This is a genomic window from Lacipirellula sp., assembly GCF_965279485.1.
In the GTDB taxonomy this organism is placed as follows: Bacteria; Planctomycetota; Planctomycetia; order Pirellulales; family Lacipirellulaceae; genus Lacipirellula.
The window spans coordinates 3352940-3373929 of record NZ_CBDIIC010000002.1 but is presented as its reverse complement, the minus strand read 5'-3'; the positions used below and the strand labels follow the sequence as shown (position 1 = coordinate 3373929).

Here is a 20990-nt window from a genome sequence, read left to right as displayed (position 1 = left end):
CGTAAACGTGTCAAGGAAATTTTTCTGGCGGGCAAGTTCCAGTGGGAACTTTGCTGGCGCTCGCGCATCCAATCCTGCGTCGCCCGCCGAATTGGGCGGGCGTTTCACCGCTTGCAGGGGATTTTCAGATGGCGATCCGACGAATGCTTTTATCCCGCAAACTTCTCGCGGCGACGCTACTCGGCGTGCTAGCAGGTTCGCCCGGGGTCGCCTGGGGGCGGGTGAAACTCATCACGCTACCTGTTCGCGAACGGGTGGAAATCCAACTCGACAACGAACAGGCGACGCTCGTTGAGGAAGAGCGGATCGTGCCGCTGGTGAAGGGCGAGAACCAGATCGACTTTAGTTGGGCGAACACGCAAATTGATCCCGGCACGATCGTGTTCCGCGTCGTAAGCGACAAAGGCGACGACGCCCCCGAAGTAAAGGTGCTGTCGGTTAGCTATCCGCCGAATGAATCAGCGCTCGTCTGGAGCGTTTCGGCCAGCGAAGCGGGCGCTGCGCGAGTTCGCATCAGCTACCTGCTCGGCAACCTCACGAAAAGCTTCAACTACCGCGCGGTTGCCTCGAACGACGAGCGGACGCTCGACCTCTCGCAATTCATGCGGCTCAAGAATCTTGCGAACGAAGAATTCGCCGGCGCCAATTTGTGGGCGGGGTTCGGGCCAAACTTCTCGCAACCTGTCGGGCTGAACGAAACGAAAGAACTGCTCGTCGAGCGGTTCAAGGCGGTGCCGATCGAGAAGACCTACACCTGCAATCCGCAGGAGTACGAGTACCTCGATCGCGCCCAGAACAAGCTGCGGGTGCCGATGCACTACGTCATCAAGAATGATGCGGAGCATGGCCTCGGCAAGGCGGCGTTGCCGTTCGGCAAGGTACGGATCTTCATCGCAGGCGGCGGCGACGATCCGCAAGCAGGCACGGCCTTCCTCGGCGAGGACTGGGGAAAGTTCACGCCCCGCGACGACGAGATGCGGCTCTACCTCGGCGTCGCCCAAGACGTCGTGGTGAAGCGCACGATCGAGAAGAACGAAACCCGCCGCGTCTCGGGCAACCTCTACGACCAAGAGCTGATCGTGAAGTTCGAGGTCGAGAATTTTAAGAAGCAGCCGGTACGACTCGACGTGATCGAGAATCTGCGTCACTTGCGCAACGAGGTTCGCGGCGACAACGCCCGCGACGTGCAGTGGGAACTTGGCAAAGAGACGACGTTCGCCGACGGGCCGGATGAGGAGCGCAGCAACGCCGAGCAGCTGGTCTTTCACGCCGAACTGCCTGCCGCGGGGGAGGACGGTAAGGCGGAGAAGCAAGTGCTGAAGCTGCACATCACGCTGAAGAATGAGTGGTGATGCCGCTGACGCGGGCGCTCGCAATGGGCCCCGTGTCCCCGCCGCTGGACTGGTCGCTTAAGCGACCAGTCCGAACCCTCGAAGACACGTTGATCACTTCAACTCTCAATATTCACGAAACTCCAATGAACACTCGATATTCACGTCATTCGTTGCTTTCCAAGACAGCCATCCTACTCACGATGCTCGCCTGCAGCGCCGCGACGCCGCTCTGTTCATCCGCCCAGAACATCGACCTATCAACCGTTCCGTCACGCGACTCGGTCCAGCTCACGATCTATAACAGCGAAGACATCACGTTGGTCCGCGAGACTCGCGTCATCAGCTTCAAGAAAGGCCTCAACCCGCTGCAATTCTCGTGGGCCAACACGCTCATCGATCCGTCGTCGGTCGAGCTGACGATTCTCAAACCGGCCGACAAGCTGGAACTGCTCGACACGACGTTTCCGCACGACAAGCCGCAGATGCTGTACTGGAACGTGCAGAGCGAGTTCGACGGCGAAGCGACCGTTCAGATTACATACTTCACGAGCGGCATCACTTGGAGCGCCGACTACGTCGCCGTTGCTGACGGCGATGAAGCGACGCTCGATCTCGAAGGCTTCGTCCGCATCACGAACAACAGCGGCGAAGAATACGAAGACGCGCAAGTGCGGCTCGTGGTTGGCACAATCAACCTCGTCGAGAAGATTGCACAGCTCGCCCAAATCCCAGCCAGCGAGGTGAGCGAGATGGAAGATCTCGCCCGGCGTGAGTTGAAATCGCAAGCCACCCGGGAGTTCTTTGCAAAGGCCGACAGAGCTGCCATGGACGCCGCGGCGCCCATGGGCGCGATGGGCGGCAGCGGCATGCTAGCCGAAGCCAAGCAAATCGTTAAGGAAGGCCTCAGCGAATACTTCATCTACACGGTCGAAGGAACCGAAACGATTCCCAACGGTTGGTCGAAGCGGCTCCGCAGCTTCGAGGCGGACGATGCTCCGCTGAAGATCGAATATCTCTACCGGCCGCGCGAATACGGCGAACAACTCGTGCGGATGTACCTCCTCGCCAATGACGAGGAATCGCACCTCGGCACAACGCCGCTCCCCGACGGCGTCGTCCGCGTCTTTCGCAACAACGGCCGCGATGGGCTGTCGTACCTCGCGCAGCAGACCGTGAAATACATTCCGATCGGCGACAAGATCGAGCTGAACCTGGGCGTCGACCCCGAAGTTGTCTTCGAACTAATCAAGAAGGGCGTTAGCCGCGAGAAAATCTGGACGCAAATCCACAACACGAGCACATTCAAGCTTGTGGGCGACGATGCACGTCGCGAGGAAGAAAATGCCTCAGTCGTCGGCTGGGCCGATCGCACCGAATACGAACAGCGAATTCGCAACTACACAAGCAAGCCGATCGACGTCGAGATTCGTCGCACCTACGACGGGCATATCGCGTTCGTGAGCAGCCTTGAGCCGAAGCTGCACGACTACCAGACCGTCGAGTTGAAGACGCAAGTGAAGCCGGGCGAGAACGAAACGCTCGACTTTACGATCGTGCAACAACAGGGAACGAACGTGAAGCAGAACAACGTAACGCTGGAAGCGGCGAGCAAGTTGTAACGCGGCGAGCCCCCGGGCTTGCCCCGGGGGTACTAATGCTGCTTCGCGAGACAAAAAAAGAAGCGGCGCCAACTTGGCGCCGCTTCTTCGCATGTGCATCGCGTCGATCGACCGCAGTCGACTACTTACCCTTCACGCCGAGCAGTTCGACTTCGAAGATCAGCGTCGCGTTCGGCGGAATCACTTCGCCGGCGCCGCGGGCGCCGTAGCCCAGCTCGGCCGGAATGACGAATTCGAACTTGTCGCCGACCTTCATCAGCTGCAGACCTTCGGTCCAACCGGGGATCACTTGGCCGACGCCGAAGCTAGTCGGCTCGCCGCGACCGTACGATTCGTCGAAGACTTCGCCATTGATCAGCTTGCCGCGGTAGTGAACGGTAACGGTGTCGGCCTTGGTCGGCGAAGCGCCTTCGCCCTTGCCCTTAGAAATCACCTTGTACTGCAACCCGCTCGGAGTCGTTTGGACCCCTTGGGCCTTGGCGTTCGTCACGAGGAACTGCTTGTCTTTTTCTTGCATGGAAGACATCTGCTGCGTGGCGAGTTGTTGCAGGGCCTGAGCGCAGACCTCTGGCGAATATTGCGGTGCCTTCGCCGAGAGACCGTCGCGAAGCCCGGCGATCAAGCTGTCGAGATCGAGCGGCAGGCTGTTGGCGGCGAAGCTTTTGCCCATGTCGATGCCAATGGCGTAGCTCCAATGGCGAGCGTCGAGTTTCTCAGCAGGGGCCGCGGCAGCGCCGGGGCCGGCAGGGGGAGTGGCAGCAGGCAAGGTTTCTTGAGCGTTGGAGGTGAGCGACGCCGAGCACAACAGAGCGGCGATCGCGAGGAGGCGAATCTTCACGTTAAGAACTCCGGGAGGGAAATCTGAGCGGGCGAATCAGGCGACGGCGCTCAATCCCCCCGAGTGGCAAGATACCCCAATCCGCAGAATATCGTCAGGGCCAATCCGCCGGCGGCCACACGAGAGGCCCAGCGTCCGCGGAATGTGCGAGCCTCTTCGAGGTCGATTTCTAGCCGGTCTACCATAGCCTGAGCCCGCTCTAACTCCTGAGAATCGTCAGAAACTCGCAAGCCGCCCCCCCGAGCGTCATGGACGGCGTCGCGGGCCGCTTGCAACGATTTCGCCTGCTCTGGCGACCATGCGTCGGCTGGCTGTTGTATGAACGACCATGACCAAGCGGTCGCCGCGAGGAGCACGCCTGCGAAGATGCCCCCGATCCATGCAGGCGAGGAGCTTCTTTCGGATGTCGCATCGTCCATGGGTAGGGGAGTCGCAAGCTAAGCGACCAAATGAAACGCATCGCCGCCAGCCGCACTATGGAACGGTAACAACCTGCCCGTCAGCGATGCAAATCAGATGGGCCATGAGGGGCTCGTCGATGTCGTCCGAAAAGAAGTGGACGCTGCCGTCGAGGAACGCGGTGTACGCTCCGTTGGGATGGTTCGATCGCGGCGCCGCCGAAATGTAGCCCGCACTATTCGTACAAGGCATCAGTTCCAGCTGTTCGGCGCTCAAATCGGGACATTCGTACAGCACATCGGGGTTCTTCGAGTTAGGCGGCTGGGTGTACCCCAAGCTCCGCGTCGAGAAAATGAACTCGCCGTACTCTTGCTGATCGTTACTAATTGAATCCTCGTACCAGACTGGATGCGCATCGAATGCCAATAGCGAAGCCCCAGACCAAGGGAGGGCCCACGCGCCGCGCTGGTCGAACTCGTGATCCCGCGTCCTCACCTCGGAAATCGCCACGGTCTGCGACGCCCCGTCGGTGACGCGACGCATCGCTTGCCCAAACAGCCGAATCGCCCCTGGCGAGTTGTAGTCATCAACGTGAAACGGGCCGGTGAAGCCGGCGTAGTTGCCTTTGCCGAAGGGGACTGGCGTGCTGGATCCATCGACGCCGCGCCACTGATAGACGCGCCCCAGGGCTTCCTCGCTGGGGCAAAGCAATGGCGCCGGTTGAGCAGCCTGAGGATTCGAGGGATTGGCTGCTGCGTGGCGGTCTTTAGCGAACTGCGAAGCAATTTGTTGTTGCTCCATGTAAGGCAGCACGCTGACGATCCAACTTTGATCGGTTCCCGAGCGAAGATCGACGCGAAAATACTGACCGCTGCTCTGAAATTTCATCGATTTCTCGACCGCGTCGAACGCCCCTGCGGCAGGCAGCTCGCCCTTTGCTTGTTCAAAATCGAGAACGGCGAGAGCAGTTTGCTTCAGGTTATTCATGCAGTGCGTGCGGCGAGCGGCTTCACGAGCTGCCTGCACCGCCGGCAGCAGCAGGGCGATCAATGCGCCGATGATCGCAATCACGACAAGCAGTTCGACCAGCGTGAAGCCGCCGGAGGGCTGGCGTGGTTGAATCGATCGGCTTGGCATCGTTTACTTCCGTCGATTAGCGGTCAGACGCGTCATCATCCCTAGCGCGGCAACGCCAGCGGCGGCTAAAGCGACCGCCGCCGGTTCCGGCACAGCCGCGATCCTGGCCACAGACATCGGCGGCGGCGGCGCGGTCGTCGTGCCGAACAAACTCTTGAACAACGTCAAATCGTCGTCGTCGACGTCACCGTCGCCGTCGGCGTCGCCTTGGCTGTTTGTGGCGTTGACGAGCACACTGGAATTGCGCTGCCATACCAAGAAATCGGCGCCATCGACGATTCCGTCGCCGTTGAAGTCGGCGTTCGGGCTGTTGAACGACGTCGCCATACGCCAAGCCAAACCGTAATCCCAGTTGGCGGCGCCGCTGACCTTCAGCGTGTAGACGCCGGGGCCGAGGTTCGTCAGATAAATGTGCTCGACGTTGTCGACCGTGCTGATGCTTTGGTCGATCATCGTTCCCATGAAGCTATTCGACGAGTCGTAGAACTGCAGATCGAGGTTCTGCAGCGACTGCATCGGCGTGAAAATGTTTGGATCGGCGTTCGTGTCGACGACCTTCGCGTTCCAGTTCAGCATGATCGACAGTTCAGGCGCCGTGCTGCCGATCGGGACTTCGAAGTTGTAGTAGAGATCGCCGACGGAAGAATCCGACTTGCGATCCTGGTAGTCCCAACCGTAGGGCTTGACGGCGGCGGCAGGAGCCGCCGTGCTGGCCGACTGCTTGCCGCCGAGTTGGATCGCGTAGCTGTTGTAGACGTTGAGTTCGCCTGCGCCGAAAACGTCGTCGAGCGGACGTGTTTGCGTGTGGTTCCAAGGATTAATGAGACCGGAAGTTTGGTCGAGCCACGTGGCGAACTCGGTCTTCGTGGCCCCGGCCATGATAACCGCCTTCATTACCTCGCTGCGAACAGCGTCGGTGCCGGCGCCCGATTGATGCAACATCGTCGCCGCGGAACTGACCATAGCCGTCGAGGAACTCGCCAACGTGGATGGCGCCACGACGTCTGGACGATAGCGACCTGAGCCGTACGCTACTCCCCCGACGAAATTGTTTGTTTGCCCGCGCGAGTGACCGCCGTCGCTTCGGCCGACGACGATCGTATTGTAGGCATAAGCGAAGAGCGTGGGATGCGCTTTCACAGAAGTGAAATTGTCCGCGTTGTTGGCTCCGACGACTGCGGTCAATTCACTGGTTTCAATCAGGTAGTCGTAGCGACGCAACGCCGCTAGCTCTTGAATGCCGACTCCCGGAACTACCCAACTGAGGTTTTGCACGCGGAAAGGCTGCGGCTCAGGCGGAGCGGAGCCGGCGATCCGCAAGACGTTGCTCAACCAAGCGCTAGCGTCGTAGTTCACAACGCTGTTGGCTCCCGGCGCGAAGCTCTGCGTACTTCCGAAATAGTACTGGCCGACAATCCCGGTTGCATGCGACGAGAATCCGACATGGGCGATGCTGCTCCCATCGGTCAATACGACGGGAACGCCGCCCGGATCGAGGCTTCCGTTGAACTCAGGCCCCGAAACATCGACGAGGTACGAACCTAATCCGTTCGCCGGCGACGCCTCGACGAGTGAAATCGTCCCGCCGGCCCCGGTCGGCAGGGAACTCCCCAACCGTTGCTGCAGCTTCGTATAGTCGGTGCTGGTAAACCAAGCTGGAGTCGCAGCCCCCGCCAGACTTGCCGGCAACGCAGCGAGCGCGAGCAAGCTTGTAGCAACAAGGCGTTTAGCTCTTACGGTCGAGGAAAATTCACGCATACTCTGCCGGATCCCCGCCGGACGATCCACTGGATCGCTGATATTACAAGATGAGAGGCCGCGTCGTTGGCTTCGAGTCGAACCAGCGGGCGACGGTTGGCAGCCGGTGTCGTTCACAAGGAGGTGTCTGTTCTTATTGGGCTCGCTGCTCGCCCCCGGGCAGCGTGGCTGTCGACCTTCATTGTCACCCTCGATGGGGGGGATATCAAGATTTTTGTCGTGGCCTTGCGGGGTTCCAAGCCCCGGGGATTGCGGTCTCCCGTGCGCGACCCGTAAAGCCCGACAATTGAACACTGAATCCCTTTCCAAGGATCGATTCCTTACGAACCTGTCACGCGGGAATCTGGCGGCCGGGGCCACCCAGGGGCCTGGACACCCCTTTCCACGGGGCGGCAAGCCATGTTGTGAAGCCGTCGCAGGCCACCTAAACTGGTGGATTCCGCCCACCTGCCCGTGCGACCGCTACAGTCCACACGGCGTCGGGCCGCTAGCCAGCGACTTTCCTAACCCTGTTCGCGAGGGTCGCCGGTCCCCAGGCGTGTCGCGCATTTGAGCGCAGCCGCTCCGCATCGTCCACCGCAGCAAACCGATGACCTCATACAACCTGACTCACCTGAAGCAGCTCGAAGCCGAGAGCATCCACATCATCCGCGAAGTGGCCGCCGAGTTCGACAACCCGGTGATGCTTTATTCGATCGGCAAAGACAGCTCGGTGATGGTGCGACTCGCCGAAAAGGCGTTCTACCCCGGCAAGCCGCCGTTCCCGCTGATGCACGTCGACACGACGTGGAAGTTCCGCGAGATGATCGCCTTCCGTGAAGAGCTGATTCGGAAGCAACTCGGCTGGGACCTCATCGTTCACATCAACGAAGAGGGCGTGAAGCAGGGCGTCGGCCCGTTCACCCACGGCAGCAAGGTCCACACCGACATCATGAAGACCGAGAGTCTCAAGCAGGCTCTCTCGAAGCACAAGTTCGACGCGGCCTTCGGCGGCGCCCGTCGCGACGAAGAGAAGTCGCGTGCCAAGGAACGCGTCTACTCGTTCCGCGACAAGCACCATCGCTGGGATCCGAAGAACCAACGCCCCGAGCTCTGGAACATCTACAACGGCAAGGTTCATCAGGGCGAAAGCATCCGCGTCTTCCCGCTCTCGAACTGGACTGAACTCGACGTGTGGCAATATATCCACCTCGAGAACATCCCGATCGTGCCGCTCTACCTCTCGGCCATGAGGCCAGTCGTGAACAAGGACGGCGTGTTGATCATGGTCGACGACGATCGGATGCCGATCGGCCCCGAGGACAAGGTCGAGCAGAAGATGGTCCGCTTCCGCACGCTCGGCTGCTACCCGCTGACCGGCGCCGTGGAATCGACGGCGACAACGCTGCCGGAAATCATCCAGGAAATGCTGCTCACCACGACGAGCGAACGGCAAGGTCGCATCATCGATTACGACCAAAGCGGCTCAATGGAAGAGAAGAAGAAAGAAGGCTACTTCTGATTTCGGAAGCCAACGACTTCTCTCGCAAAGGCGCTAAGACGCAAAGACGGCGCAAAGAAGAGAAGAGTTGTCCTGATCAGCATTCTTTGCGTTTACTTTGCGCCTTTGCGACTTTGCGAGAAACACCAAAGTCGCCCATTAATAGCAGTGAATTGATTTCATGTCGCACCAATCTGACCTGATCGCCACCGACATCGACGCCTACCTGAAGCAGCACGAGCATAAAGAAATGCTCCGCTTCCTCACCTGCGGCAGCGTCGACGACGGCAAGAGCACCCTCATCGGCAAGCTGCTGTATGAGACGAAGATGATCTACGAAGATCAGCTCGCCGCGATTCAGCGCGATTCGGCCACGCACGGCACCACCGGCGGCGAATTCGACCCCGCGCTGCTCACCGACGGCCTGAAGGCCGAGCGTGAGCAAGGGATTACGATCGACGTCGCTTACCGTTACTTCTCGACGGCCAAGCGGAAGTTCATCATCGCCGACTGCCCCGGCCACGAGCAGTACACCCGCAACATGGCCACTGGGGCGAGTTGTTGCGATCTGGCGATCATCCTCATCGACGCCCGCCACGGCGTGATGACGCAAACCAAGCGGCACTCGTTCATCGTTTCGCTGCTAGGCATCAAGCACGTCCTCGTGGCGGTGAACAAGATGGACCTCGTCGGCTACTCCGAAGAGGTGTACGAGAAGATCAAGGCCGACTACCGCGAGTTCGCCACGCGGCTCGAGCTTGTCGATCAGCACTTCATTCCGATCTCGGCCCTCAAGGGCGACAACCTCATCGAGCACAGCGAAAAGATGCCGTGGTACGAGGGGTCGACCTTGATGCACCACCTTGAAAACGTCCACATCGCGTCGGACCGCAACCTGATCGACTTCCGCTTGCCGGTGCAGTACGTCAATCGGCCGAATCTCGACTTCCGCGGCTTCTGCGGCACGATCGCCTCAGGCCGGATCAAGAAGGGCGAGGTCGTCATGGCGCTCCCCTCGCGCAAGACGAGCCGCATCAAGTCGATCGTCACGTTTGACGGCGAACTCGACGAAGCCTTCACGCCGCAATCGGTCACTGTCACGCTCACCGACGAAATCGACGTCAGCCGCGGCGATATGCTCGTCCGGCCCGACAACGTGCCGCAAACGGCCGATGCATTCGAGTCGACGATTGTCTGGATGACCGAAGAGCCGCTGACGCCAGGCAAGCAGTACTGGTTCAAGCAAGGCACGAAGACGGCCGCCGGCTCGATCAGTAACTTGCGGTACCGCATCGACGTCAACACGCTTCACCGCGAAGAAACGCCCGTCCTCGCCCTCAACGAAATCGGCCGCTGCCTCGTGCGGCTCAACCAGCCGATCGCGTTCGACGATTATCGTCGCAATAAGGGAACGGGCGCGTTTATCGTCATCGATCGCGTGACGAACGTCACCGTCGGCGCCGGCATGATCCTCAACCGCGCCGCTGCCGGCAAGGACGATCACTGGAGCGCCGAGGCCGACGCCAACCTGCAGTCGGAACGGAGCGAAGTCACCGCTGCCGAGCGTGCCGGTCGCTTCGAGCAACAACCGGCGACGATCTTGCTCACCGGCCTCGCCGGCGCCGGCAAGACGACGCTTGCTTACGCCCTGGAGCGCAAGCTGTTCGACGCGGGCCGCGCGGTCTGCGTACTCGACGGCCAGAACATGCGGCGCGGCATCAGCCGCGACCTCGGCTTCACCGTCGCCGATCGCAGCGAGAACCTCCGCCGCAGCGCCGAAGCCGCCAAGCTGCTCAACGACGCCGGCCTGATCTGCGTCGCCGCGTTTTTGGCGCCGGAAGAATCGGTCCGCCTGAAGGCTGCCGAGGTTGTCGGCCGCGAGCGGTTCTTGGTAGTCCACCTCGACGCCCCCGTCGACGTCTGCCGGGCTCGCGATCAGGAAGGCCTCTACTCGAAGGCCGACAGCGGCGAGATCGCCAACTTCCCCGGCGTCAGCGCTCCGTACGAGACGCCCAAGAAGCCCGACCTCGTGCTCGACACGGCCAAGTTGCCGGTCGATGAGTGCGTCAAGCAAGTGCTCGACCTGCTGGCGGCTCGGAAGATCGCGGTTAGTTAGGCGAGTTTGCAGTGAGCAAGAGTGTGGCGAAGATTTGCCTGGCGGGGCACTCGTGCGCTAAACTAGAGGTAGGCGGCCTCGTACCATTCTGCGCACTCGCACTCCTCGCAACGAGGCTCCGCCCATGGACCGCGTCGGCGTGTCTTTCAAATCATCGCTGTCGTCGGACGAAATCCGCCGACAGTTCGTTCAGCCCCTCCGCGAGGCGATCGAAACGCCGCGGGCGGGCATCTACTCGAACTATCTTCGCCAAGCCGACGACCGCGACCCGGCTGCGCCTTCGGAACATCTGCTGATGTTCCACGTACTCGACTTCGAGCAAGGTCTCCGTTTGCTGCGCACGGCGCTCGAAACGCTCGGCCCGCCGCAAGAGGTGCGGTTCCACAACCTGGATCCGAGCCAGCCGATGTACTAAACAGCGGCGATAGACGCCTTCAGCTACGCTCACTAGATGTAAAACATCGCTTCCGCTCCTTCGGCGGAGCGTTCGTGCAGTTCGGCGAGCGTAATCGATTGCAGCCGCTCGTGGCGAGCGCGACTCAGTTCGCAACAGATCTCGTGCATCGCCGGTCCCCATGGAGACTGCGCGGCCGCGCACTCGGCCGGTTCGTCGGCCGTTTCGAACACGTCGACGACATCGGCGAGCGTGATGTCGGCAGGCGGCCGGCTAAGCCGATAGCCGCCAGCGGCGCCGCGGGTGCTCGTCGCCAGCCCGGCCCGTTTCAGCTCATGCAAAATCTGCACGAGAAACGTCGAGGGAATCCCATGCCGTTCCGCAATCCGCCGCACCTGCACCGTCTCGCCCGAGGAATAATCCTGGGCGAGCTGCAGCATGGCGAGGCAGGCATATTGTGATTTGGCGGAGAGCATGAGAGGTCACGAATTTCGGGTAACGAGTTGCGAGAACAAGTCGGAGCCTGAGTCATTCTTAACTCGCGACTCGAAACTCGCCGCTCGCAACTAACTTAAATTCCGCTGCCATCCTGCTGTTCAAGCGTATGCAATCCGCACTCGGTTTTCGCGGTGCCGCTCCAACGGCCGGCCCGTTCGTCGGTTTCGCCTTCGGCGACCGCGCGAGTGCACGGCCAGCAGCCGATGCTAGGGAAGCCTTGGTCGTGCAGCGGATTGTACGGGACGTTCTCGTCGAGAATCCGCTTCCAGATATCCTTCTTCGTCCAGTTCGCCAGCGGGCTGATCTTCACGAGGTTGAACTTCTTGTCCCACTCGACGATCGCCGCTCGGGCGCGGTCGGTGCTCTGGTCGCGACGGATGCCGCTCATCCAGGCGTGGTGTTTAGTCGCCGCTGCGCGAAGCACTTTGATCTTGCGATCAAAGCAGCATTGGTTCGGATTCGTCTTGTAGAGCGGGCCGTTGTGGAGCGCCTCGTACTGCGGCACGGTCAGTTCGGGCTGCAGCATGTCGACTTCGATGCCGTAGAGGCTGGCAATCTTGTCGCGCAGGTCGAGCGTTTCCTGGAACTGGTAACCCGTGTCGAGATTGAAGACGTACGTCTCGGGCGCCACCTTGGCGAGCATCGAGAGGATGACGCATCCTTCGGGGCCGAACGCGGTCGCCATCGTCAGATGCGGGGCGAACCGATGATGGGCCCAGGCGATGATCTCTTCCGGCTGAGCCGTTTCGAGCCGCTCGCTCGCTTCGGCCAGTTCGGCCATTAGCTCCGGCGTCGGCTCAAGCTGCCGAAACGGCGGCGCGGCGGGTTCCTGCTCCACCGGCGTGAACTGGCGATCGGCGATGTTGGCGGCAGCGGTCATCTCGGCACTCGGTGGGAAGATCGTCAAATGGGGGCGAGTGGACGCCTCCGACGCATTTTGGCTTGGGCGGGCTAGGGCGTGATTCCCCATCGCAGGGCTCAATCTTATTAATCATGGTCTGGATAGTCAACATTAAATCTGACAGTCCATTTATCGACCAGGTTCGATCCGATTATTCAGCCTGGGACGAAGATTCGGCTGACCGGGCGATACCGCAGCCGACCCAAAAAGAACCCAAACCATTACCAACAAATAACTTGGAACAGGCGCCACTACCTATCGTGAAATGCTACGGTGCGGCAGTGAAGGTCAACACCCGGACCGCCAAACGGTCCGGGGGGCGGTGAGATCAAGCATCGCCCGGCTCTCCCCCGGAGGACGTGGCCCTCCGGTTAGCGGCTATTCATTGCTTCGATGAGAAAAACGCCGGCACATCTGCAGTGCAAGCGTTTCTAAATATCGCCGTCCTTTGGGGCCGTCTTCCAGAGCGTCCAACAGCTTCTCAGGAATCGCGGCTCGCCCCAGGTACGCCCTGCTGATCGCCCCCGCCATCGCAGCCATCGTATCGGTGTCGCCTCCCAAAAGGATGACGCTACCGATGGTCTCGCTGTAGTTGTCGGGCGTTCGCGCGAAAGAGGCGATGGCCGTGCCCACGGAGTCTGTGGCGGCGATGCCGTTGCCGAAGAGTACGAGATCTCGTCGTTCCGTAAGCCCCCGAGCTCGGCCCAATGGCCCTGCATACTCTAAGCTCGGGGCAACCGCCTGCAGCTGTTCGAAGAACGAGTCGCGATCAAAACGTTCCGTGCATGACGCCAACGCTACAGCCGCCGCGAGCAGCTCCGCCCCCTCAATTCCCAAGCGGTGCAGGTGAGTGGGCTGAGCGGACTTCCGAGCTTGCTCTGCCGCCTTCGCCAAATCGCCTCGAAAGGCTAGGCCAACAGGAGCCACCCGCATGGCTGCGCCATTGCCGAACGAACCTCCCGGCAGAAGCTCTTCGGCCAGCATGCGATGATCGTGACCATCGCGAATGGCCTCAAGAATAAGTTGCGTCGACCTGCCGTACCCGCGATGGAGCTCGTAATTCTCGGCGAAGCGGCGACAAAGCTCCGGATAATTGATCTCGCCGCACGCAATCAGCGTTTCACAAACGCCAATCATCATCTGCGTGTCGTCGGTGTACCATAGCTCGCCGAATGGCGGGTGTTCGCTGAGATCGCGTGGTTGCAGATACTGCTGGGCGATGCCTTCTGGTGAGCGACCTTCGAACCTCGCCCCCAGCGCATCACCGACGGCAAGCCCGAGCAGGCACCCCGCGAATCGATCTTCGAGCGTGGGGCTGCTCACGTTAGTGCTTGTAAACCTTGTGCTGTGGGCGCCCTGAAAGGATCTGCTCCTTGCCCCAGGTGGTCACCGCGCGGAAGGCTTCGCTGGTGACGAATGCTTTAAACGCCGCTTCGTCGGACCATTCGCTCGTGATCAGGTACGAGGCGTCGTCGGCAACGTCTTTCCACAGCGTCGAGCTCGTGTGCCCCGGCGCCGCGTTGAGAGCGTCGATCACCGCGGCGAACTTCTCCTCGAAGTCTTTCTGTTTGCCGGGAAGGGTGTGGTAGTTCATGCCGACGGTGATCATGGGAGCGCTCCGCGGGGGGTTCAGGCGTTAGGGTTCGGGGTTTCGAAAAAATGCATTCGCGAGTTGGGCTCGTGCTCGGCGAACAGCGTCATAGCTAGCAACCATTCCGCTAGCACGACTCCTGAACCCTGAACCCAAATACCCGAACCCTAGTTTCTACCACTTCGACGCAAGCGACCAGGGGGAGTTTGACGATTAGTAAGACGGTGGCGCGCCGCTGCGCTTGCCGACTTGTCGTCCGCTCTCGGAAGGTCTTCTCATGCGTATTGCCCTGGCCGTTGCCGCTCTTGCCGCGTCGTTGGGCGGGGGCGTCGCCTCCGCGCAGGCGCCGTACCCGAATAGCGGGTACTCGCCCATCAGCAGCCGCACGAGCAGCCAGGTCCAAACGACCAGCTACGAACGCAACACGGGCCGCAATAACCCGGCGCTCAATTTTTTCGGCGCTCCGCAGAACGTCGCCTTCGGCACGCACCAGCGGACGGTGCAACCGCCGGCGCCAGTCGCCGTGCAGACGAAGCCGATGGGAAAGCCGTTCAGCACTTACCGGGCTCAGTCGACGATCAGCCCCTACTTGCGGCTTGATTACCTAGAGACCGAGACCGCGCTGCCAAACTACTACATGTTCGTCCGCCCGACGATCGACCAGGACGGCGTCAACGGCCAGCAGGCGAATGACAGCCGCGCCCTCCGCGCCGGCGTTCGTCAGGCCAACGCCCAGGGCGCCGTCGTCCGCCCCGCCGGCGGCATTCCGACCACCGGACACAGTTCGCAGTTCATGAACGGCGGCGGCTACTACCCTTCGGTCACGCGCTAGCCCGACCGCGACGTGGTAGACTGAGCGAGTTCGACGATGCACTATCGCGACTCGACTCAGGAGTGCCTGCCATGCGTACGCTCAATGCGGCGATCCGCGCCGCCTTTTTTCTCGTTGCCGTCGCGCTGCTGATGGCTTCGTTCCTCATGCTGCAAGCAAGCGCTGCCGAAGCGCCCGCCGCCGCACAGGCTGAACCGCAACAGACGCTCACCGAGCCGACGGCCGAGCAAGTCGCGGCCCTCGAAAAGTTAATGAACCGGGCGACGATGGTCGGCCATTTCACCGTCACGGGCGAAGAGGGCAGGGGAGGCGCCGGTGGCAAGCTGACCGAAGAGCGCTACGAGCTTGGCGAAGTGAAACGACTGGAGAGCGGCCACTGGCTCATCCAGTCGCGCATCCGCTATGGCGATCACGACGTCACCATCCCGCTGACGCTACCAATCCGCTGGGCCGGCGACACGCCGGTCATCTGCGTCGACGACATGATGATTCCGGGGCTAGGGACATTCACCGCGCGGGTGATGATTTACCGCGGCCACTACGCCGGATTCTGGACCGGTAAGGACCATGGCGGGCATTTGTTCGGCGTGATTGAACCGGCGAAGGAAGAGTAACGCCGAGAAGCGAGCGACCGCAAGACATCAGAATTGCAAGTAATCGAACAGGGTAAATCAGCATGTCGCGCATCGTCAAATGCAGCTACATGAACGATACGAAGTGGCAAGCGGTCCTCTCAACCCTCGCCGCTCACGGCGTCGCGTCGCGAATCAAACTGCTCTACTACGATTACGTCGACGTCGAAGGCCCCGGCGAAGACGCCATCGCTTCCTGGTCAGCCGATAGATACTACTACCCTGAGTATCAAGTAATGATTCAACAGAGTCCCAAGTATTGGGATGGACCAAGCATCGGACCATTCAAGACAATCGATATAGAATGGCTCGCTCTCCCGTCGGTCACCTTCGCGAAGATTCGCGATGAGCTTCCCGCCAACCTGGAGGTTGTTCAGGTACGCGATGAGTCGATTGTTCTGGGTTATGGCTTTTAGCTTTCGCCGCGCAGATTCGCCCCCGGTTTGAAGAACCGGAGGCTAAAACGCGCGGTGGCGGTCACTTCTTCTTCGCTTCAATGAGGCCGATCAGGCGGTCGCAGCACTCTTTGACGAACGCTGGATCTTCCGGGCCGAGATCCTTCTCAACCACTTCAATCGTCGCCGGCAGGCTCGACTTGATCGCGGCGTAGTACGTCTTGTCGCTCTCGGGATTGCGGAGCGGGCCTCCTTCGACGCCATAGCGGCTCGTGCCGCGCAGCGGGAGCATCATCACCGCGTCGCCCTTGGTGTGCTGCAGCCGCTTGCCGATTTCCTTGGCCACTTCCACCAGCTCGTCGGGGTTGAGCCGCGGCGCCGCGATGATCGGGCTGTGGAACGTGTTCATGTGGTGCTTGTACTTCTCGGGCAGCACGTTCTCTTCGCTGAGGAAGAGGCCGATGTGCTCGCTGCCGCCGGGAACCAGCACCTGCGGCAGGCCGAGCTTGCCGGCGATGGTGAGCCGCTCCGGACCACCCGCGCGGAGGGCATGGTGGAGCTCGTCGCTAATTTCGCCCATCGCGTAGTCGAAGACGCCGACGATCAGCCCTTCGCGCATCATCTGCTCCATCGCCCGGCCGCCGGCGCCGACGGCGTGGAACATAATGACTTCATAGCCCTTTGATTCGAGGTACTCGACGGCGTATTCAGCGCCGTTCGTAAGCACGCCTAGGTTGCTCATGCCGATGAGCGGCTTGTTGCTCGCGGCGACCTGGGCTTGGTCGATGGTCGCCATGCCGCACGCGGCGCCGGCGGCGTTGGCCAGCACCTTCCGCATGAACGGGTTGAGGCCGAGGATGTCGCTGACCGAGAACATCATCATGATGTCTTTGATGCCGACGAAGGCGGAGGTGTCGCCGGCGGCGCAGGTCGAAACCATCAGCTTGGGGAAGCCGTAGGGGAGCTGCCGCATGACGCCGGTCGCGCTCGAGGTCCCCTGCGTGCCGCCGAGGCCGATCACCGCGTGGGCCTCGCCCTTGGCGATCATCTCGGCGATGAGCTTCGCGGCGCCTTTGACCATCACCGGCGCCGCCTTCTCGCGAGTGGCGTCCTTCAGCAAGTCGGCGAGCGGCGTGCCGCCCGCCTCGGCGAGCCGCTCGCGAGTGACGTCCGCTTTGATCGTCGGCGTACCGACGACGCCGATGTCGATCAGCACGGCGCGACAACCGTCGTGCTCGATCTGCTCTTTGAGGAACGCCGTCTCGCGGCCCTTGGTATCCAACGTCGAGAGAACTACGACCGACTTGGCCATGACGAGCGTTCCTTAGTTTTCTGATGAGGAGACGTTAGTTGCCTCTCGCAGAGGCGCAAAGGCGCAGAGGGAACGCAAAGAAATGCAAAAAAACAGAATTCGATTGGAGAGAATAAGCACTTACGACTTTCTCGTCCTACCCTCTATTTTCCCTGCCTTCTTTGCGATTTCTCTGCGCCTTAGCGCCTCTGCGAGAGACCATGTATTTTTCACAGTCGCTTACTTCGTGTACCGCAGCGCCGCGAACTTTTTGCCTGCTTCGAACACCGCCTTCTCAATCGGCAGGCGTTCGGTCGACGAGCCGGTCCAGATACCTTCGCACGAGGCGTGGTCAAGCATGTACTGCGCGTCTTCGGGCGTTTCCATCGCGGCGCCGTGGGCGATGCAAATCAGCTCGGGCATGATTTTCTTGCACTTGTCGTGAACGATCTTGGTCCGCTCCGCGGTCCCTTCGATCGTCTCGCCCGAATCGTAGCCCTTACGGCCGCCCTTCGTGGTGCCGGCGTGATAGCAGAAGAGATCGGGCTTCGCCTCTTCGATCATCTGCAAGCTGTCTTCTTCGGTGAAGGCGACGCCGATGGTGACCATGTTCAGCTCTTGCTTGGCGATCCGCAGCATCTCGACTTCGTTCTCGATCGTAATGCCGCACTTGCGGAGGACCTTGAAGATTTCGCTGTCGCGATCGATGTAGCTAACGGACGGGCCAATGTTCGAGACGCTGATGACGCCGAGCGATTTGATTTGCTCAAGGAAGCCCCACATGTCGCGGAGCGGATCGTTCGCGTTGATGCACATGCAGACGAAGGCGTCGCCTTTCATCGCCGGCAGCACGTCTTCCTGCGTATTGCGGAAGACCTGCTCGTTCGCGTTGACGATCGGCCACAGCATCGCCATCGTCCCCATGCCGTTGGCGCGGAGCCGGGCGCCGTGAAAGGTGTTCACGCAGTCGGCGCCCGCTTCTTCGAGCATCCGGGCGACCAACCCGCTGGCGGCGCTGGAGATGAGGACCGGGGTGCGGCTCTCGACCTTCTTGCGGAGCTTGGCGAGAACTTTTTCACGGGTAGTGCGCGGAACGAACACGGCGGGAACTCCCAGACGATATGACGGCGTTGGTCGAAAGAATGAGCGCCGCGGGCAGGCGGTTCCCGGCCGCGGAACTGGGTATCATATCAGGTCGGATTCTCGGTCGTAACCAGCCGTCAGGGCGGAGCGAACGCTCGTTTTTGGACACTCAGGCAGCTTCACCATCACAGCTCAACGGACACGACGAGGAATACAAAAGATGGAATTTTTCTTAACGCGAATTCCGTGGATTTTTTTCATACTCGTGTCGTCGTCATTCAGCTCACTGAATGCACACGCGGAAACCGCGCGACCGAACTTCGTGTTCATTATCGCCGACGACGTCTCGCCCGACGACTTGGCTTGCTACGCGAAGTCGCCAGCCAAGACGCCGAACATCGACCGCCTCGCCGCCGAGGGTCGACTGTTCGAACGGGCCTATCTCACGTGCAGCAGTTGCAGCCCGACGCGCTGCAGCATCGTCACCGGTCGGTACCCTCACAACACCGGAGCGCCAGAACTCCACATGCCGCTGCCGGCGGGGCAGTTCATGTTTCCGCAAGCGCTGCGCGAGGCTGGTTACTTCACGGTGCTCGCCGGAAAGAACCACATGGGGCCGGCCGTCGACGCGGCGTTCGACGAAATCACGCCCCCCGGCGGCCCAGGCGGCGAGCAACGTTGGGTGCGTCACCTGCGCGAGCGTCCGAAAGACAAACCCTTCTTCATGTGGTTCGCTTCGACTGATGCACATCGCGAATGGAAAACAACCGACGCCGATCCCATCTACGACCCCGCCGACGCCGTGGTGCCGCCATTCCTTATCGACGGTCCCGAGACGCGACAAGACCTCGCAAACTACTACCATGAGATCAGCCGCCTCGATCGCTTCATCGGCAACGTCGTTGAAGAGCTAAAGCGGCAAGGCATCGCTGAAAACACCTACGTCATCTTCACCGCCGACAACGGCCGCCCCTTTCCGCGCTGCAAGACGCGGCTTTACGACAGCGGCGTGCGGACGCCGTTCATCGTGTGGCGTCCCGGCACGATGAAGCCAGCGCCGACGGAGTCAATCATCAGCGTGATCGACCTCGCCCCGACGCTGCTGCAACTCGCTGGCGTCCCGCTCGATCCGCGATTGCAAGGCGTTAGCATCGAGCCGATTCTCGCCGACCCTGCCGCGACGGTGCGCGACTACGCCTTCAGCGAACACAACTGGCACGTCGGCCAAGCGCACGAACGCTCGGTCCGCGATGGCCGATGGCTCTACATCCGCAACGCCTACCCAGAAATTCGCAGCGAGTGCGTTGAATCGGGCCCCGAGTTTCCCGCGGGCAAGGAGCTTTGGGACTATCAAGCCGCCGGCAAGCTGAACGCCGACCAGGGCGATATCTTCCTTGAGCCGCGGCCGAAGGAAGAATTCTATGACGTGCAGGCTGATCCGCAGCAACTCGACAACTTACTCGACGACGCCAAGCATCCCCAGAACGCATCCGCTGCGCAGCAGGTGCACGAAAATCCGCATCGGCAACTTAGCAACCTGCTCGACCAATGGACCGCTGAAACTGGCGATACCGTCCCGAAGAACCCAACTCCCGGCGTCCCGGTCACCGGCCGCGGGCAGGGGATGAACCCGGAATTCCAACATCTGGAGCTGCCTGGCGAAGCCAAGAACGCCAGCGGCATCAACGCCCCTGGCCCTGTCCGTGACACCAAGCCTCACTCGCCGTAGACTTTCACCTCTCTCGCAAAGACGCGAAGACGCAAGGACTCGCCAGAGAAGGCGGGAATAGTGAAGCAGTCGTCGCCCAACCATGGGCGCGCCGTTTCTGCATTTCTTTGCGCCTGCTTTGCGCCTTCGCGACTTTGCGAGCAACTCCCACCTCTGCGCAACCAAATCGATGCCCACCTCTTTCGCAGTCATCTTCGACGTCGACGGCGTCCTCACCGATTCCTACATTCCCCACTGCAAAAGCTGGGAGCGAATGTTCGCCGAGATCGGCGTCGAGTTCAACGATGAGCAATTCCGCAGCACGTTCGGCCGCACGAACCGCGACATCTTCGCTCAGCTCTATCCGGGCGAATCGATGTCGGCCGAGCGTTCCAAAGAACTTGGCGATCGGAAGGAACTCCTCTACCGCGAGATCATCAACGAGAACTTCACGCCGCTACCCGGAGCTGTCGAATTAATCGACGCCTTAAGCGCCGCTGGATTCAAACTCGGGGTCGGCTCGTCAGGTCCGCCAGAAAACGTGAAGTTGACGCTCGAAAAGTTGGGGCGTGTCGGAAAATTCGGCGCCGTCGTCACCGGCGCGGATGTGACGCATGGAAAACCGAACCCGGAGGTTTTCTTGAAAGCGGCCGACCGTTTGGGTATTTCCCCCAATGACTGCGCGGTAATCGAGGACGCCCCGCAGGGTATCGAAGCCGCCAACGCCGCGGGAATGACGAGTATTGGCGTGCTGGGAACGACGACGCGCGACAAACTGAGTCACGCTCGTCTGGTCGTCGAGGGACACCACGAGCTGACGCCAGAGCGCATCACTGCGCTCATCAAACAGCGCTAGAGCGCAACGCAATCCTTACGATTCTGTAATTGCGCACGACTGTCTCAATGTGGGGGTTGACGATGTGAAGGGAGAGCCGCCTAATACGAACCTCCCTAAATAATTACATTAACCACCTCTATACAGAC

General features: G+C 60.9%; 19 protein-coding genes. 10 read left to right on the top strand and 9 right to left on the bottom strand.

Features of this window, described 5'->3' with window-relative positions; translation table 11 throughout:
• The first annotated feature begins 128 nt into the window (after positions 1-128).
• Both ACQY7R_RS21120 and ACQY7R_RS21115 read left to right on the top strand, forming a co-directional pair.
• A complete protein-coding gene (locus ACQY7R_RS21120; protein ID WP_428307534.1) occupies positions 129-1352 on the top strand; it encodes a hypothetical protein in 1224 nt (407 codons plus the stop codon).
• 125 nt (positions 1353-1477) lie between these two features.
• Positions 1478-2953 (top strand): DUF4139 domain-containing protein, encoded by a 1476-nt coding sequence (locus tag ACQY7R_RS21115; RefSeq protein ID WP_428307533.1) that lies wholly within the window; start codon positions 1478-1480, stop codon positions 2951-2953.
• Positions 2954-3074: 121 nt separating this feature from the next.
• Here ACQY7R_RS21115 and ACQY7R_RS21110 read toward each other — a convergent pair whose 3' ends face one another.
• The 3 genes from ACQY7R_RS21110 to ACQY7R_RS21100 all read right to left on the bottom strand — a co-directional run bounded on the left by ACQY7R_RS21110 (position 3075) and on the right by ACQY7R_RS21100 (position 7085).
• Positions 3075-3791 carry an FKBP-type peptidyl-prolyl cis-trans isomerase gene (locus ACQY7R_RS21110; protein ID WP_428307532.1) on the bottom strand — a complete coding sequence of 239 codons (717 nt, stop codon included), beginning with the start codon at positions 3789-3791 and terminating at the stop codon, positions 3075-3077.
• A gap of 474 nt (positions 3792-4265) precedes the next feature.
• The gene (locus tag ACQY7R_RS21105) at positions 4266-5327 is read right to left on the bottom strand and encodes a DUF1559 domain-containing protein (protein ID WP_428307531.1); all 1062 of its coding nucleotides are present in this window, start codon (positions 5325-5327) and stop codon (positions 4266-4268) included.
• Between the two features lie 3 nt (positions 5328-5330).
• Positions 5331-7085 (bottom strand): hypothetical protein, encoded by a 1755-nt coding sequence (locus ACQY7R_RS21100; RefSeq protein ID WP_428307530.1) that lies wholly within the window; start codon positions 7083-7085, stop codon positions 5331-5333.
• 589 nt (positions 7086-7674) lie between these two features.
• Here ACQY7R_RS21100 and cysD point away from each other — a divergent pair.
• The 3 genes from cysD to ACQY7R_RS21085 all read left to right on the top strand — a co-directional run bounded on the left by cysD (position 7675) and on the right by ACQY7R_RS21085 (position 11096).
• A complete protein-coding gene (cysD, locus tag ACQY7R_RS21095) occupies positions 7675-8586 on the top strand; it encodes a sulfate adenylyltransferase subunit CysD (protein WP_428307529.1) in 912 nt (303 codons plus the stop codon).
• 160 nt (positions 8587-8746) lie between these two features.
• Complete coding sequence (gene cysN, locus ACQY7R_RS21090) at positions 8747-10681, top strand: sulfate adenylyltransferase subunit CysN (RefSeq protein WP_428307528.1); 1935 nt, start codon at positions 8747-8749, stop codon at positions 10679-10681.
• 139 nt (positions 10682-10820) lie between these two features.
• A complete protein-coding gene (locus ACQY7R_RS21085; protein ID WP_428307527.1) occupies positions 10821-11096 on the top strand; it encodes a hypothetical protein in 276 nt (91 codons plus the stop codon).
• 32 nt (positions 11097-11128) lie between these two features.
• On the opposite strand, the gene ACQY7R_RS21080 is transcribed toward ACQY7R_RS21085, so the two are convergent.
• The 4 genes from ACQY7R_RS21080 to ACQY7R_RS21065 all read right to left on the bottom strand — a co-directional run bounded on the left by ACQY7R_RS21080 (position 11129) and on the right by ACQY7R_RS21065 (position 14083).
• Positions 11129-11551 carry an RrF2 family transcriptional regulator gene (locus tag ACQY7R_RS21080; protein WP_428307526.1) on the bottom strand — a complete coding sequence of 141 codons (423 nt, stop codon included), beginning with the start codon at positions 11549-11551 and terminating at the stop codon, positions 11129-11131.
• A gap of 95 nt (positions 11552-11646) precedes the next feature.
• Positions 11647-12453, bottom strand: a complete 807-nt coding sequence (locus ACQY7R_RS21075) for a phosphoadenylyl-sulfate reductase (RefSeq protein WP_428307525.1) — start codon at positions 12451-12453, stop codon at positions 11647-11649.
• Positions 12454-12852: 399 nt separating this feature from the next.
• On the bottom strand, positions 12853-13797 hold the full coding sequence (locus ACQY7R_RS21070; protein ID WP_428307524.1) for an ADP-ribosylglycohydrolase family protein: 945 nt from the start codon (positions 13795-13797) through the stop codon (positions 12853-12855).
• A gap of 1 nt (position 13798) precedes the next feature.
• Positions 13799-14083 carry an antibiotic biosynthesis monooxygenase family protein gene (locus ACQY7R_RS21065; protein ID WP_152096890.1) on the bottom strand — a complete coding sequence of 95 codons (285 nt, stop codon included), beginning with the start codon at positions 14081-14083 and terminating at the stop codon, positions 13799-13801.
• Between the two features lie 259 nt (positions 14084-14342).
• Between ACQY7R_RS21065 and ACQY7R_RS21060 the strand changes: the two genes are divergently transcribed.
• The 3 genes from ACQY7R_RS21060 (at position 14343) to ACQY7R_RS21050 (ending at position 15945) form a co-directional block, all read left to right on the top strand.
• Positions 14343-14897 (top strand): hypothetical protein, encoded by a 555-nt coding sequence (locus ACQY7R_RS21060; protein ID WP_428307523.1) that lies wholly within the window; start codon positions 14343-14345, stop codon positions 14895-14897.
• A 71-nt stretch (positions 14898-14968) separates the two neighbouring features.
• Positions 14969-15511 carry a hypothetical protein gene (locus ACQY7R_RS21055; protein ID WP_428307522.1) on the top strand — a complete coding sequence of 181 codons (543 nt, stop codon included), beginning with the start codon at positions 14969-14971 and terminating at the stop codon, positions 15509-15511.
• Between the two features lie 62 nt (positions 15512-15573).
• On the top strand, positions 15574-15945 hold the full coding sequence (locus ACQY7R_RS21050; RefSeq protein WP_152096886.1) for a hypothetical protein: 372 nt from the start codon (positions 15574-15576) through the stop codon (positions 15943-15945).
• A gap of 61 nt (positions 15946-16006) precedes the next feature.
• Here ACQY7R_RS21050 and ACQY7R_RS21045 read toward each other — a convergent pair whose 3' ends face one another.
• The gene (locus tag ACQY7R_RS21045; RefSeq protein WP_428307521.1) at positions 16007-17236 is read right to left on the bottom strand and encodes a Tm-1-like ATP-binding domain-containing protein; all 1230 of its coding nucleotides are present in this window, start codon (positions 17234-17236) and stop codon (positions 16007-16009) included.
• A gap of 219 nt (positions 17237-17455) precedes the next feature.
• Entirely contained in the window at positions 17456-18316 is an 861-nt protein-coding gene (locus ACQY7R_RS21040; protein WP_428307520.1) for a phosphoenolpyruvate hydrolase family protein, read from the bottom strand.
• Positions 18317-18518: 202 nt separating this feature from the next.
• Here ACQY7R_RS21040 and ACQY7R_RS21035 point away from each other — a divergent pair, with 202 nt between their 5' ends.
• Both ACQY7R_RS21035 and ACQY7R_RS21030 read left to right on the top strand, forming a co-directional pair.
• Complete coding sequence (locus tag ACQY7R_RS21035; protein WP_428307519.1) at positions 18519-20027, top strand: sulfatase family protein; 1509 nt, start codon at positions 18519-18521, stop codon at positions 20025-20027.
• A 169-nt stretch (positions 20028-20196) separates the two neighbouring features.
• A complete protein-coding gene (locus ACQY7R_RS21030; protein ID WP_428307518.1) occupies positions 20197-20862 on the top strand; it encodes an HAD family hydrolase in 666 nt (221 codons plus the stop codon).
• Positions 20863-20990 lie beyond the last annotated feature (128 nt).

Coding starts and splice junctions, on each gene's coding strand:
- ACQY7R_RS21105 (WP_428307531.1), bottom strand. CDS start 5,327: ATGCCAAGCCGATCGATTCAACCACGCCAGCCCTCCGGCGGCTTCACG.
- ACQY7R_RS21050 (WP_152096886.1), top strand. CDS start 15,574: ATGTCGCGCATCGTCAAATGCAGCTACATGAACGATACGAAGTGGCAA.
- ACQY7R_RS21065 (WP_152096890.1), bottom strand. CDS start 14,083: ATGATCACCGTCGGCATGAACTACCACACCCTTCCCGGCAAACAGAAA.
- cysN (WP_428307528.1), top strand. CDS start 8,747: ATGTCGCACCAATCTGACCTGATCGCCACCGACATCGACGCCTACCTG.
- ACQY7R_RS21035 (WP_428307519.1), top strand. CDS start 18,519: ATGGAATTTTTCTTAACGCGAATTCCGTGGATTTTTTTCATACTCGTG.
- ACQY7R_RS21100 (WP_428307530.1), bottom strand. CDS start 7,085: ATGCGTGAATTTTCCTCGACCGTAAGAGCTAAACGCCTTGTTGCTACA.
- cysD (WP_428307529.1), top strand. CDS start 7,675: ATGACCTCATACAACCTGACTCACCTGAAGCAGCTCGAAGCCGAGAGC.
- ACQY7R_RS21075 (WP_428307525.1), bottom strand. CDS start 12,453: ATGACCGCTGCCGCCAACATCGCCGATCGCCAGTTCACGCCGGTGGAG.
- ACQY7R_RS21055 (WP_428307522.1), top strand. CDS start 14,969: ATGCGTACGCTCAATGCGGCGATCCGCGCCGCCTTTTTTCTCGTTGCC.
- ACQY7R_RS21080 (WP_428307526.1), bottom strand. CDS start 11,551: ATGCTCTCCGCCAAATCACAATATGCCTGCCTCGCCATGCTGCAGCTC.
- ACQY7R_RS21060 (WP_428307523.1), top strand. CDS start 14,343: ATGCGTATTGCCCTGGCCGTTGCCGCTCTTGCCGCGTCGTTGGGCGGG.
- ACQY7R_RS21115 (WP_428307533.1), top strand. CDS start 1,478: ATGAACACTCGATATTCACGTCATTCGTTGCTTTCCAAGACAGCCATC.
- ACQY7R_RS21120 (WP_428307534.1), top strand. CDS start 129: ATGGCGATCCGACGAATGCTTTTATCCCGCAAACTTCTCGCGGCGACG.
- ACQY7R_RS21045 (WP_428307521.1), bottom strand. CDS start 17,236: ATGGCCAAGTCGGTCGTAGTTCTCTCGACGTTGGATACCAAGGGCCGC.
- ACQY7R_RS21030 (WP_428307518.1), top strand. CDS start 20,197: ATGCCCACCTCTTTCGCAGTCATCTTCGACGTCGACGGCGTCCTCACC.